Genomic DNA, 13,549 nt, shown 5'->3' with positions numbered 1-13,549 from the left:
AGTATTCGGTGGAGCGGTAGTTCAGTCGGTTAGAATACCTGCCTGTCACGCAGGGGGTCGCGGGTTCGAGTCCCGTCCGTTCCGCCACTTATTAAAAGCCCTGAGCTAACGCTCAGGGCTTTTTTCTTATCTGTCGTTTGATTGTTGCGAAATTAGCAAAAATCCTCTGCGTTTTACGATCTTTTTCGTCATAACAACTACAGCGATAATCTTCCTCAGTTTACGAACATAACGATTGAGGAATCATATGACTATCCCTGCACTGGGTCTGGGCACTTTTCGCCTGAAAGACGATGTTGTTATTGCATCTGTTAAAACCGCACTCGAGTTGGGCTATCGTGCTATTGATACGGCGCAGATTTATGATAACGAAGCTGCCGTAGGCCAGGCCATCGAAGAGAGTGGCGTACCGCGCGACGAACTTTTCGTCACCACTAAAATCTGGATTGAGAATCTCAGCAAACACAAGCTGATCCCAAGCCTGAAGGAAAGTCTGAAAAAGCTGCGTACTGACTATGTTGATCTGACGCTGATCCACTGGCCATCTCCTGATGATGCCGTCTCTGTGGAAGAGTTTATGCAGGCGCTGCTGGAAGCAAAAGAGCAAGGCTTAACGCGTGAAATTGGCATCTCTAACTTCACCATCCCGTTGATGGAAAGGGCCATCGCCGCAGTGGGTAAAGAGAATATTGCTACCAACCAAATTGAACTCTCTCCTTACCTGCAAAACCGCAAAGTCGTGGACTGGGCGAAACAGCATAGTATTCACATCACCTCGTACATGACGCTGGCATATGGTAAGGCGCTGAAAGATGAAGTGATTGCGCGCATCGCTGAGAAACACAATGCGACAGCCGCACAGGTGATCCTGGCATGGGCGATGGGTGAGGGCTATGCCGTGATCCCGTCTTCAACCAAACGTGAAAACCTGGCAAGTAACCTGTTAGCGCGGGATCTCCAGCTTGATGATGAAGATAAAAACGCGATCGCTGCACTGGAATGCAACGATCGTCTTGTCAGCCCGGAAGGGTTAGCACCAGACTGGGATTAATAAAAACCCTCCCTCTGTACCTTTAAACCCTCACACAGCTCCTCCGGGAGCTGTTTTTATATGTTCGCTAAGGAAGTCGATAAAAGCGCGTATGCGCGTACTTACCGCTCTGTCACTGTAATACACTGCGCTAAAAGGCATCTCTACAGGTAAGCGTTTGTCAGCCATCAGTTCTACAAGCTGACCCGCAGCTATTTCCTTATCAATCATATAGTCTGATAAACAGGCGATCCCATTTCCTTCAAGACAAAGCTGTTTCAGCGTTTCTCCGCTATTAGACGAAAGTCCGCAGGTGATCTCATGAAGTTGTCCGTCATGACAGGCTACGGGCCAGGTGTTCAGCGAGACAGGTTCCGTAAAGCCCAGGCACAGGTGCTGCTTCAGCTCCTCAACGGTCTCCGGTTTGCCATGCTCTGCAATATATTGCGGTGACGCGATCATTTTGCGATAGCTGGTGAACAGAGGGCGAGCGCGTAAGCTTGAATCCGTCAGGGTTCCGGCGCGGATCGCCACATCCACTTTACGCTCAATAAGATTGATAAACGTTTCCGAGGAGACCAGAGACAGGGTCATCTCCGGGTAGCGCTCACGAAAGGGCTTAATCAGCGGCATCAAAAAATGAAGCACGACCGGCGTAGCCGCATCGATGCGCAGCAATCCGCGCGGGGTGCTGCGCGATTCCATTATTTCCGTTTCTGCCGCCGCCATCTCCTGCAAAACGGACTGCACGCGTCGAAAATAACGTTCACCTTCTTCCGTCAGGCTGAGCTGCCGCGTTGTCCTATTAAGCAGACTCACCCCGAGCTTCATCTCCAGCTTTTTCACCGAGCGGCTAATGGCGGAGTTCGCCTGCCCGAGCTGTTCGGCCGCACGGCTGAAGCTGCCGCTTTCAACAACGGCAACAAAGATAGTCAGTTCTTCCGATGTGGCTTTCATTATTGCATCATCCGCAAAATTCTATTGAGATTCTAACCATTTTTGTTATTTAAACACTGGCGCATACTGCCTGTCATCTTAATCCTGAAGAGACGGAGTATTTATGCCACTGGCGCTTCTTGCCCTGACGATCAGTGCCTTCGCAATTGGCACGACCGAATTTGTTATTGTAGGACTTGTTCCCACCATTGCTGAACAACTCGCCATTTCGCTGCCTTCTGCCGGGCTGCTGGTATCTATTTACGCTTTAGGCGTCGCTGTTGGGGCGCCTGTGCTGACCGCATTGACTGGGCGCTTTGCGCGTAAAAAACTGTTAGTTGCCCTGATGGTGCTCTTCACCGCCGGCAATATTCTGGCGTGGCAGGCTCCGGACTACACCACGCTGGTCATTGCCCGTTTGCTGACTGGCCTCGCGCACGGTGTCTTCTTCTCCATCGGTTCCACGATTGCAACCAGCCTGGTGCCAAAAGAGAAAGCGGCGTCAGCCATTGCGATTATGTTTGGCGGCTTAACCGTTGCGCTGGTCACCGGCGTGCCGTTAGGAACGTTTATTGGGCAACATTTTGGCTGGCGAGAAACCTTCCTCGCGGTATCGCTGTTGGGCGTGATTGCTATGGTAGCCAGCCTGCTGCTGGTACCCTCCAGTATTCCGGGGCGCGCGAGCGCCAGCCTGAGCGATCAGGTTAAGGTTCTCACACACCCGCGCCTGCTGCTGATCTATGCCGTTACGGCTCTGGGTTATGGAGGTGTGTTCACTGCGTTCACCTTCCTTGCACCGATGATGCAGGAGCTGGCTGGTTTTTCTCCGGGCGCAGTGAGCTGGATTTTACTGGGCTACGGTATCTCCGTCGCAATCGGCAATATCTGGGGCGGCAAGCTTGCAGATAAGCATGGTGCGGTACCGGCGCTAAAATTCATTTTCGCCGCGCTGGTTGTCCTGCTGATGATTTTCCAGTTCACCGCGTCGATACAATACGCCGCGCTGGTAACCGTGTTGGTTATGGGAATATTCGCGTTTGGTAACGTACCGGGATTGCAGGTCTATGTTGTACAGAAAGCCGAACGCTATACGCCCAATGCGGTGGATGTCGCATCCGGCCTGAATATCGCCGCATTCAATATCGGCATCGCACTCGGATCGGTTATCGGCGGGCAGACGGTTGAACACGTTGGATTAACCCAAACGCCATGGATTGGTGCGGTAATTGTGCTTGTCGCTTTCCTCCTTATTGGTCTGAGTGGACGGCTTGATAAACCCGCTCGCGTCGCGCTTGGATAAGTATCAGTAAGTGCTTGCTTACAAAACTGGAAAGCGGTTTCTCAGTAATTGCGTTGAAAGTGTGACCTAAAATCCCTATAACATTAGAACCAGTCCGTTTTCCGGGCTGGTTCATGTTACAGAGGTCGTTTCCAAAAGTGCGAAAAAATACCTATGCCATGCGTTATGTTGCCGGAATGCCCGCGGAGAGGATCTTGCCTCCGGGGTCGTTTGCGAGCCTGGGTCAGGCATTACCAGCGGGCACGCCATTAAGCAGTGACGAAAAAATTCGCGTACTGGTGTGGAACATCTTTAAACAACAGCGTGCGGAGTGGTTATCCGTACTTCAAAATTTTGGTAAAGATGCGCATCTGGTTCTGTTACAGGAGGCGCAAACCACGCCTGAGCTGGTCAGGTTTGCAACGACAAACTATCTTGCAGCCGATCAGGTGCCTGCCTTTGTTCTGCCACAGCATCCTTCTGGGGTGATGACCCTTTCAGCCGCACATCCGGTCTATTGCTGCCCGCTGCGTGAACGTGAGCCGATCCTGCGTCTGGCAAAATCGGCGCTGGTCACAGTCTATCCGTTGCCCGACACCCGTCTGCTGATGGTGGTAAACATTCATGCGGTGAACTTCAGCCTCGGTGTTGATGTGTACAGTAAGCAGTTACTTCCCATTGGCGATCAGATTGCTCATCACAGTGGGCCGATCATTATGGCAGGGGACTTCAATGCCTGGAGCCGTCCGCGTATGAACGCGTTGTACCGCTTCGCGCGTGAAATGTCGCTGCGTGAAGTTCGTTTTAACGATGACCAGCGCAAGAAAGCGTTTGGCCGTCCTCTTGATTTCGTCTTCTATCGTGGTTTGAGCGTACACGATGCGTCCGTTCTGGTGACGCGCGCCTCCGATCATAATCCTCTACTAGTTGAATTCAGTCCCGGCAAACCTGATAAATAATGGTGCGTCAGGTCTGCCGTGGGGCAGGCCTGTGCGGGTGCTGCCCTTTATTTTTTAACCCATAAAAGGACAGCAACATGACAACAACACACTCCCATCATGACAACGTCGATAAACAGTTCGGTTCGCAGGCAAGTGCCTACCTGAGCAGCGCCGTGCACGCCTCTGGCCGCGACCTGGTGCGTCTCGGCGAGCGGCTCGCCGCGTTTCCTGACGCGCACGTGCTGGACTTAGGCTGCGGGGCGGGGCATGCCAGTTTTACCGCCGCAGAGCAGGTTGCTCAGGTGACGGCGTATGACTTATCGAGCCAGATGCTCGATGTGGTCGCTGAAGCGGCGAAAGCGAAAGGGCTGAATAACGTCACGACGCGCCAGGGCTACGCTGAATCATTACCCTTTGAGGATGCATCGTTTGAGGTTGTGATTAGCCGTTACTCTGCACACCACTGGCATGATGTGGGGCAGGCATTACGGGAAGTGAAACGCGTACTCAAACCGGGCGGAATCTTCATCATCATGGACGTGATGTCTCCCGGACATCCGGTACGAAATATCTGGCTCCAGACGGTTGAAGCGCTGCGTGATACCTCGCACGTGCAAAACTACTCCAGTGGAGAGTGGCTTACGTTTATCACCGAAGCCGGCTTGATTTCACGCTCATTGATAACCGACCGTTTGCCGCTGGAGTTTGCGTCATGGATTGCGCGGATGCGCACCCCCGAGGCATTAACTCAGGCGATCCGATTGTACCAGGAGAGCGCCTCTGCTGATGTGAAGGCGTACTTTGAGCTGCATGACGATGGTTCGTTTACTAGCGACACCATTATGGCTGAAGCGCAAAAAGCAGGATAAACAAAAAAGGCACCGAGGGGAATCGGTGCCTTTTTAACAAGCGAACGTACTATCAGGAATCTGGCGTAGCGCTGTTTTTCACAAACAACGTCAGCTGGTCGCCAGGTTGCAGGTTGTCAGTATCGTTGTTCCAGCGCATCACATCTTTGATGTTTACGCCGTGACGCTTAGCAATACTGGACAGCGAGTCGCCTTTACGTACGCGATAGGTAATGCTATCGCTGTTTTTAGCGAGACGCTGTGCGCTGCTACCTGCACCTACGTTCAGCGTTTGACCCACTTTCAGACCAGATCCGCGCAGATTATTCCACTGCTGGAGATCTTTCGCATTCACGCCAAGACGTGATGCAATACCTGAAAGCGTATCACCTGAACGCACCTTATAGCTGCGGCTGCTTACAGGCGACGTATCAGCGATCAGCGTGGACTGAACGGCTGCGATTTCACCCGAAGCTAAAGACTCTCGTAACTGTTCCGCATGTTTCTGCGGAACCATCACATAGCGTGGGCCACTAGCACCCAGCGTGGAGCCTTTAACACCTGCATTAAAGGTTTTAAGCTTACTTACCGACATACCCGTCATATCGGCAACCTGTTGAATATCAACCGGGCTGCTGAGGCGGACACGCGCCAGTGCACGACTTTCGTCTGGTGTTGGCAGTTGTACACCGTAACGTTTGCTGTTCTTGAGAATGTCACTCAGTGCCAGCATTTTCGGTACGTAAATCTTTGTTTCCTGTGGCAGTGAGAGCGACCAGAAGTCTGTGGATTTTCCACGCGCTTTATTCGCTTTCATTGCCTTCAGTACACGACCTTCACCACTGTTATACGCCGCGACAGTCAATAACCAGTCGCCGTCAAACATCTTGTTCAGACGTTGCATCATGTCGAGAGCGGCTGTCGTTGAAGCGACAACATCACGACGCGCATCGTAGTTGCGGGTCTGCTTTAAACCATAATTTCGCCCTGTGCTCGGAATGATCTGCCAGATGCCTGCTGCATTGGCGCCAGACGTCGCGTGCGGGTCAAAAGCGCTCTCCACTATGGGTAGTAGTACCAGTTCCATAGGCATGTTACGTTTCTTAACTTGCCCGGCTATCCAGTACATATACGGCTCTGCCCGTAATGTTACATCGTGGAGATAGCTCTTATTTCTCAAATACTTCTGTTTCTGTTCGCGAATCCGGCTGTTTTCCGGAATTCCCATCTTTAGCTCGTCGCCAATAGAGGCCCACAAGTCTTGTTCCTGCGCGAAGGATGTCCCATCGTCCAACCATCGCGCCTGACTCGTAAACTTCCCTGCTTCCCCTTGACCAGCCGCAGAAAGGCTCTGTGCGTGCTGTTGTACGTTGCTGCCGTTTTGTGACTGGCAACCTACAAGCAGGACAGAGGCGAGTAATATCGCTTTTGCCTTCATGTGTGTGTCAATAGTTGCTTAAAAGACGAGCGATGATAACGGCGAAATTTTGAAAAGGCAACCCGCAATTATCTGAAGTTATCTTTCTTTGACCTTAACCATGCAAATCGCGCTTCAGGTTGTAACAAATTTGTTTCTTGATTAATTTTATTAATTAAATCAACATCATCAGTTCTTAAAAATAAATTAATTTGTCGTTCATTTTTCAGAATTACGGGGAGTGTTTTTTGGTTTTTTGCACGTAACTCCTTCACTTTCAGGTAATAATCCTGAATCGCCCGATCCTCAGGCAGCACGCTTGCAGCAAACTTCATATTCCCTAATGTATACTCATGTGCGCAACAAATTACGGTGTCGGCTGGAAGCGCATTAATTTTTTGTAAAGATTGATACATCTGTTCTGGCGTGCCTTCAAACAGCCTTCCACAGCCGCCAGAAAACAGCGTGTCGCCACAAAACAGATAAGGTTTGCTGTAGAAACAGAGATGACCGGAAGTGTGACCTGGCGTAGCAAATACGGAAAACTCCCACCCGAGGATGAGGATACTTTCGCCTTCTTCGACAACTTGCGTCGTACCCTTATCCTGTGTCTCTGCCGGTCCGTAGACGGGAAGATGAGGATAGCGCGCAAGGAGATCGGGAACACCGCCGACATGATCGTGATGGTGATGGGTAAGTAGGATCGCTTCAGGCTGCCAGCCGTTTTCTTTTATCGCGTGCAGGATCGGTGCGGATTCGCCTGGATCAACAATGATGCATCTGCGATCGTCGTCGACTAAAACCCAGATGTAATTGTCCTGAAAGGCGGAAATACTGATAAGATTCATGCATTACCTCTTATAGCGTGGCGGGTGTTTTGATGAAACCGGCAAGGATACCTCAGACTGTCGCACCACCGGAACGTTGGGCAGAGTTGCCCTGGGGTGAATATTATCGCGAGGCCTTAGAACTTCAGCTTAAACCCTGGCTCGCGAAAATGTATGGTTTTCACCTGCTTAAGATTGGCAATCTGAGCGCAGAAATCAATACCGAAAGCTGCGCTATCTCGCATCAGGTTAGCGTATCGCTTAATGGCTCCCCGGTTCAGGTGAAAGCGGATCCGCTGCATTTGCCGTTTGCGGAAAAATCCATTGATGCCTGTCTGCTCGCCCATACGCTGCCCTGGTGCAGCGATCCCCATCGTCTGCTGCGGGAAGCCGACCGCGTTTTGATTGATGACGGCTGGCTGATCCTGAGCGGTTTTAATCCGCTGAGTCTGATGGGGCTACGTAAACTGACGCCCGTTCTGCGCCGCATGCCGCCCTATAACAGCAGGATGTTTACCATGATGCGCCAGCTGGACTGGCTTTCACTGTTAAATTTCGAAGTGCTGAGCTATGGGGGTTTTCAGGTCATCCCCTGGACGCGTAAAGGCGGGGTCTTATTAAGCACCCATTTACCCGCGCTGGGCTGCATGCAATTTATTGTCGCGCGTAAGAGGACGATCCCCCTTACGCTAAACCCAATGAAGCAAAGCAAATCAAAAACGCGGATCCGCCAGACCGTGGGGGCCACGCGGCAATACAAAAAACCGTGATCAGGATTCAGGTTGATAACCTGCATCCTCACGGGTTGGGTTGGATGCCGCCGCGCGAGCCAGCTCGTCACAGCGTTCGTTTTCAGGATGACCGGCGTGCCCCTTTACCCACTCCCATTTGATTTCGTGCTGTCCGAGGGCGGCATCAAGACGCTTCCAGAGATCGACATTCTTGACCGGTTTTTTCTCTGCCGTTTTCCAGCCGCGTTTTTTCCAGTTGTGGATCCATTGGGTAATGCCCTGGCGGACATACTGGCTGTCGGTACTCAGCACCACGTCGCAATGTTCTTTTAACGCTTCCAGCGCCACGATGGCCGCCATCAACTCCATGCGGTTGTTGGTGGTCAGGAAATAGCCTTCACTAAAGGTTTTTTCATGCTGGCGATAGCGCATAATGGCACCATAGCCGCCGGGCCCTGGGTTACCGAGACAAGATCCATCGGTGAAAATTTCTACCTGTTTACGCATCTCTGGTAGACTTCCTGTATTTGAAACGTTCAGTAAAACGATAAGTCTGACATAAATGACCGCTATGAGCACTGCAATTACTCGCCAGATTGTTCTCGATACCGAAACCACCGGTATGAACCAGATTGGCGCCCACTACGAAGGGCATAAAATCATTGAGATTGGTGCCGTTGAAGTGGTGAACCGTCGCCTTACGGGCAACAACTTCCACGTTTACCTCAAACCCGATCGGCTGGTGGACCCGGAAGCGTTCGGCGTTCACGGAATTGCCGATGAGTTTTTGCTGGATAAGCCCACCTTTGCCGACGTCGCAGATGAATTTCTCGACTACATCAGAGGTGCGGAACTTGTCATTCATAACGCGTCGTTCGATATCGGCTTTATGGACTATGAGTTCAGCAAGCTCAACCGTGATATTCCGAAGACGAATACGTTCTGTAAAGTCACGGATAGCCTGGCGCTGGCAAGGAAGATGTTCCCCGGCAAGCGTAACAGCCTTGATGCCCTGTGCTCTCGCTATGAGATAGACAACACCAAGCGAACGCTGCACGGCGCGTTGCTCGATGCCCAGATCCTGGCCGATGTCTACCTGACCATGACCGGCGGGCAAACGTCGATGAAATTCAGTATGGAAAATGAATCCCAGCAGACGCGAGATGAAGGGGGAATTCAGCGCATTGTGCGTCAGGCGAATCGCTTACGGGTCGTTTTAGCCAGTGATGAAGAGTTGATGAATCACGAGTCTCGTCTTGATTTGGTGCAGAAGAAGGGCGGGAGCTGTCTGTGGCGCGCCTGAAAAGGTGCCGAAACGTTTGTTAATTCATCGTTTGGGTGATTTTTGCAGCAAACGATTCAAAAGTTAAGAAAAAGCGTTGACGAGTTCAGAGTCAAACCGTAATATTCGCCTCGTTCCCCACACGGGAACAGTGGAGCGGTAGTTCAGTCGGTTAGAATACCTGCCTGTCACGCAGGGGGTCGCGGGTTCGAGTCCCGTCCGTTCCGCCACTATTCAGGCCCACGTTACTTGTAACGTGGGCCTTTTTGTTTTTCCTCTTTCTCATGTTTTCCTTAATTTCTGCTCTGGCACATCTGCTGAAAATCATATTTATACCATTCTGTTTTTTGTATTTAATCAATTCTAATCCGCTTAAAAATAGTGTAGGTTAATTACATCATTTCCCTCCTCTTATAATTCTGTTTTCACGTCATTCTTAATAACCCTCTGGTGTTAACTATTCTTAATCCTGCGTAGATTCTCTCGTGGTTTTTTCCTACCTCTATAAAGAAACCAGTCATGCTATTTTTGAGCATCATGTCAATAGACTCTATGGGCGTGAATTATGTAAGGAAGGCATAAGAGCATGGCACTAAAGGATGTATTCACGCCGATGTGCATATGTCCTTAATTTAGCATTGAATTTCACCAAGGACTTTAAGTATGACTGAAAATAAGGTCATTTTAGCGGTCAACAACGGAGACGGTAAAACGCGGTTGTTGACAGCAGATGCAGGCCGTACGGTTAAGGTAAAGCTTATCCCCGGCAATAAATATTTGCTGAAAAATGTGAATGACGACTTTGCGCCAGAAAATATTACGCTTCAACGCGTTGGCAAAGCGTTACATATTATTCAGGAAGGCGACACACAGCCCAGCATTATTATTGAAAATTATTTTGACGGCGATTCGAAAAACCCAACCCTGATGGGTATGGCCGAAGATGGATTGCTTTATGCCTATATCCCTTTGTCTGGTGAAAGCTACGATAATGGCTATCTCATGGCTGAAGGTGGTCTGGCTCCGGTTGCCCTGGGCGGTGAACCGTTAGGCGCCGGTGGGCCTCTTTTGTCTGCCCCGGACGACGAAAATGACATGCTGTTTGGCATGTTAGGGTGGTTTGCGCTTGCGGCGGCAGGTGTTGGCGCTGCGTTTGCTCTGTCCGAACTGGACAAGGATGAAAGCGATAGCCAGCCCGCCCCCGAAAAACCGAGCATTGGCAAGGCTGTGGATGATGAAGGCTCGATTAAAGGACCGCTTAAGTCCGGAGACGTGACTGATGACTCAACGCCTTCATTAATCGGTAAAGGCAAGCCGGGCGATACCATCCATATCATCGATAATGATAAGGAAATTGGCTCCGTCATCGTCGACGACGAAGGCGAATGGAGCTATACGCCGGATAAGCCGCTGGGCGAAGGTGAACATGACCTCTCCGTTGTGGTTGAAGATCCGGACGGCAACATGAGCCCGCCGTCTGACCCCATTACCATCGTGGTTGATACCGTTGCGCCAGATGCGCCAACGATTGAGCACATCATGGATAAAGTGGGTAAAGTCACCGGCGAGATCCTTGAAGACGCTTACACCGACGATCCAAAACCGGAGATGAGCGGTACCGGTGAAGCGGGCGCGACGATTACCATTTACGATAACGGTAAAAAGATCGGCGAAACCAGCGTTAACGACGACGGTCGTTGGTATTTCAAACCTTCAGAAAACCTGACTGACGGCAACCACAGCATCACGGTTAGCCAGACGGATAAAGCGGGTAACGTCAGCGAGCCTTCTGATGAACGTGATTTTATTGTTCTGACGGAACCTCCGGGGAAAGCAGAAACGCCGTCAGTTATTGACGACAACGGTCCGGTAACGGGTCCGCTTAAGCCGGGTGACGTGACGGATGACACTAAACCTTCATTCAGCGGTGAAGGCACGCCGGGCAATACCATCGTTATCAAGGATAACGACAAAGAGATCGGCTCCGTTATCGTCGATGACGAAGGGAAGTGGACCTACACGCCTGAGAAAGATCTCAGCGAGGGTGAGCATAACGTTGAGGTGATTGAAGAAGATCCGCTGGGTAATGTCGGCCAACCCTCCGATCCGATCCAGATCATTGTCGATACCACGCCGCCGGCAAGACCGGACAGGGTCTATGCTGAAGATAATACCGGTCCGATTACCGGCCAGCTGAAGGGCGGCGACGTCACTGACGAAACGCGTCCGGTATTCAGCGGTAAAGGTGAACCGGGCGACACCGTGACCATTTATGATGGTGATGAAGTTCTGGGCTCTACCGTCATCGATGACGAAGGCAACTGGTCGCTGAAACCGGAGAAACCGCTGGGCGAAGGCGATCACAGCATCACCGTTACGCAAACGGATAAGGCGGGCAATACCAGCGACCCCTCGGAAGCGCTGGAGTTTGAAGTTGACACTACCGCGCCTGATGCTTCAGCAGATGTTCTGAAAATTACCGCCGTAGCGGATGACGTAGGCGATCGTCAGGGCAACGTTGCCAGCGGTGAAATCACCGATGACAGCAAGCCGCTCATTAGCGGTATCGGCGAAGCGGGCAATACCGTCTATGTCTATACCACCGACGCCTCCGGTAAACACCTGATTGGTTCAGCGGTTGTGGGCAGCGATGGCACCTGGAGCCTGACGCCTGAAACCCCACTGACGGAAGGTTTGAACCAGCTGACGCTGGAGACACAGGATCCGGCGGGTAACCGCGTTGCGGGCGATGCACCGTCTTACGACATCAACCTCCTGATCCCGATCAGCACTCAGCCGTCCATCAACAGCGTGGTGGACAATTCAGAACCACACTTTGGCCCGCTGCAAAAAGGCGACGCCACCAACGATACCACGCCAACCCTGAGCGGCAGCGCTGCGCCGGGTGACATCGTGTCGATCCTCGACAACGGTAAGGTGATTGGCTCCGTCACGGCGGACAGCAACGGCAAGTGGACGTTCACTCCGGACGCCGCGCTGGCTGATGGCAAGCACACCTTCACCGTCACTGCGACTGACGCAGCGGGCAACTCGCGCACCAGCGGCAGCTTCCCGATCGTGATTGACACTGCGGCACCATCTCCGGCAGAAAATATCGTTATCAATGATAACGTGGGCGACAAGCAGGGACCGGTAGGTTCAGGCGACACCACAGACGATCAGTCCCCGACCCTGAGTGGCGAAGCCGAGCCGGGCAGCGTGGTGGACATCTATGATAACGACGAGAAGATCGGTTCCGTCATCGTTGATGACGAAGGTAAATGGTCCTATACGCCAGACAAACCGCTGGATAAAGGCGATCATGAGATCACCACTACCGTAACCGATCCGTCTGGCAACACCAGTGAACCGTCGCCGGGGATCTCCTTCACCGTCGACCCTGATCCAAACCAGGTTACCGTGGGTGAAGTGGTGGATGATCAGGGCCCGATCGTGGGCAACCTAAAGCCGGGCACCGTGACCGATGATGTTCGCCCTGAACTGAGCGGTAAAGGTAAGCCAGGCAGCACCGTGACCATTAAAGATGGCGACGACGTGCTGGGCTCCACCGTGGTGGATCCGGACGGCAACTGGACGTTCACGCCAGAGCAGGATCTGGCTGACGGCAATCACAGCCTGACCGTGGTGTCCAAAGATCCGGCGGGTAACGAGGTGACCTCACCGTCCTTCGATATCACCGTCGATGCGACCGCGCCGGAAAAACCTGTGCTGGGATCCGCAACGGATGACGTGGGCACTATTCGCGGCGATCTGAGCAACGGCAGCACCACCGACGACGCAAACCCAACCTTCAACGGCTCTGCAGAGCCGGGCAGCCGTGTCGATATTTACGACAACGGTGAGCATATTGGTTCGACGATTGCGGACGATAAAGGCGCCTGGCAGTTCACGCCAACTACGCCTCTGCCAGAAGGTGAGCACCATATCACCACTACCGCAACGGATGAAGCGGGCAACACCGGTCCGGAATCGGATGATTTTGTGCTGGTGACCGACTACACCCCACCTGTAGCAACCGGCGATGTGCTGAACATTACGTCCGTAATGGATGATGTCGGCGGCCGTCAGGGTAACGTGGCCAGCGGTGAAATCACCGATGACAGCAAACCGGTTATCAATGGTATTGGTGAAGCGGGAAGCACGGTAATGACTCCAACTTACTGATAGTGTTTTATGTTCAGATAATGCCCGATGACCTTGTCATGCAGCTCCACCGATTTTGAGAACGACAGTGACT

The 13,549-nt window shown here is 52.1% G+C and carries 12 protein-coding genes and 2 tRNA genes; 9 read left to right on the top strand and 5 right to left on the bottom strand.

Annotated elements, in window-relative coordinates; translation table 11 throughout:
* Positions 1–10: 10 nt before the first annotated feature.
* Together ACOTXL_RS23630 and dkgB are read left to right on the top strand one after the other, a co-directional pair.
* Positions 11–87, top strand: a tRNA-Asp gene (locus ACOTXL_RS23630).
* Between the two features lie 160 nt (positions 88–247).
* The gene (gene dkgB, locus ACOTXL_RS23625) at positions 248–1,051 is read left to right on the top strand and encodes a 2,5-didehydrogluconate reductase DkgB (RefSeq protein WP_045351169.1); all 804 of its coding nucleotides are present in this window, start codon (positions 248–250) and stop codon (positions 1,049–1,051) included.
* A gap of 30 nt (positions 1,052–1,081) precedes the next feature.
* Here dkgB and yafC read toward each other — a convergent pair whose 3' ends face one another.
* On the bottom strand, positions 1,082–1,987 hold the full coding sequence (gene yafC, locus ACOTXL_RS23620; RefSeq protein ID WP_032657297.1) for a DNA-binding transcriptional regulator YafC: 906 nt from the start codon (positions 1,985–1,987) through the stop codon (positions 1,082–1,084).
* Between the two features lie 103 nt (positions 1,988–2,090).
* Here yafC and ACOTXL_RS23615 point away from each other — a divergent pair, with 103 nt between their 5' ends.
* The 3 genes from ACOTXL_RS23615 to ACOTXL_RS23605 all read left to right on the top strand — a co-directional run bounded on the left by ACOTXL_RS23615 (position 2,091) and on the right by ACOTXL_RS23605 (position 5,055).
* Complete coding sequence (locus ACOTXL_RS23615; RefSeq protein WP_045337376.1) at positions 2,091–3,266, top strand: MFS transporter; 1,176 nt, start codon at positions 2,091–2,093, stop codon at positions 3,264–3,266.
* A gap of 137 nt (positions 3,267–3,403) precedes the next feature.
* The gene (locus ACOTXL_RS23610) at positions 3,404–4,204 is read left to right on the top strand and encodes an endonuclease/exonuclease/phosphatase family protein (RefSeq protein WP_003863247.1); all 801 of its coding nucleotides are present in this window, start codon (positions 3,404–3,406) and stop codon (positions 4,202–4,204) included.
* Positions 4,205–4,281: 77 nt separating this feature from the next.
* Positions 4,282–5,055: a class I SAM-dependent methyltransferase gene (locus tag ACOTXL_RS23605; RefSeq protein ID WP_045332021.1), complete on the top strand. Its 774-nt coding sequence runs from the start codon at positions 4,282–4,284 to the stop codon at positions 5,053–5,055.
* Positions 5,056–5,107: 52 nt separating this feature from the next.
* On the opposite strand, the gene mltD is transcribed toward ACOTXL_RS23605, so the two are convergent.
* Positions 5,108–6,472, bottom strand: coding sequence for a murein transglycosylase D (mltD, locus tag ACOTXL_RS23600; RefSeq protein ID WP_022650424.1), 1,365 nt, complete (start codon positions 6,470–6,472; stop codon positions 5,108–5,110).
* 68 nt (positions 6,473–6,540) lie between these two features.
* Positions 6,541–7,299, bottom strand: a complete 759-nt coding sequence (gloB, locus tag ACOTXL_RS23595) for a hydroxyacylglutathione hydrolase (RefSeq protein ID WP_022650425.1) — start codon at positions 7,297–7,299, stop codon at positions 6,541–6,543.
* Positions 7,300–7,331: 32 nt separating this feature from the next.
* On the opposite strand from gloB, the gene ACOTXL_RS23590 reads away from it, so the two are divergent.
* Positions 7,332–8,048 carry a class I SAM-dependent methyltransferase gene (locus ACOTXL_RS23590; protein WP_023324185.1) on the top strand — a complete coding sequence of 239 codons (717 nt, stop codon included), beginning with the start codon at positions 7,332–7,334 and terminating at the stop codon, positions 8,046–8,048.
* Here ACOTXL_RS23590 and rnhA read toward each other — a convergent pair whose 3' ends face one another.
* Positions 8,049–8,627 carry a ribonuclease HI gene (gene rnhA / locus ACOTXL_RS23585; protein WP_162184627.1) on the bottom strand — a complete coding sequence of 193 codons (579 nt, stop codon included), beginning with the start codon at positions 8,625–8,627 and terminating at the stop codon, positions 8,049–8,051. It abuts the gene before it with no gap.
* On the opposite strand from rnhA, the gene dnaQ reads away from it, so the two are divergent.
* From dnaQ to ACOTXL_RS23570, 3 genes are all read left to right on the top strand, one after another.
* The gene (dnaQ, locus tag ACOTXL_RS23580) at positions 8,581–9,312 is read left to right on the top strand and encodes a DNA polymerase III subunit epsilon (RefSeq protein WP_057979995.1); all 732 of its coding nucleotides are present in this window, start codon (positions 8,581–8,583) and stop codon (positions 9,310–9,312) included. The two genes, rnhA and dnaQ, sit on opposite strands and share 47 nt — an antisense overlap.
* Positions 9,313–9,444: 132 nt before the next feature.
* A tRNA-Asp gene (locus ACOTXL_RS23575) sits at positions 9,445–9,521 on the top strand.
* Between the two features lie 433 nt (positions 9,522–9,954).
* A complete protein-coding gene (locus ACOTXL_RS23570) occupies positions 9,955–13,476 on the top strand; it encodes an Ig-like domain-containing protein (protein WP_052686678.1) in 3,522 nt (1,173 codons plus the stop codon).
* Here the strand turns inward: ACOTXL_RS23570 and ACOTXL_RS23565 are convergent.
* On the bottom strand, positions 13,470–13,549 hold an 80-nt coding region (locus tag ACOTXL_RS23565; RefSeq protein WP_001401901.1), incomplete at its 5' end, for an IS1 family transposase. The genes ACOTXL_RS23570 and ACOTXL_RS23565 overlap by 7 nt on opposite strands.

This window comes from Enterobacter cloacae complex sp. IR5402 (genome assembly GCF_049238125.1).
GTDB lineage: Bacteria > Pseudomonadota > Gammaproteobacteria > Enterobacterales > Enterobacteriaceae > Enterobacter > Enterobacter hormaechei_C.
This window is presented reverse-complemented; position numbering and strand designations above follow the sequence as displayed.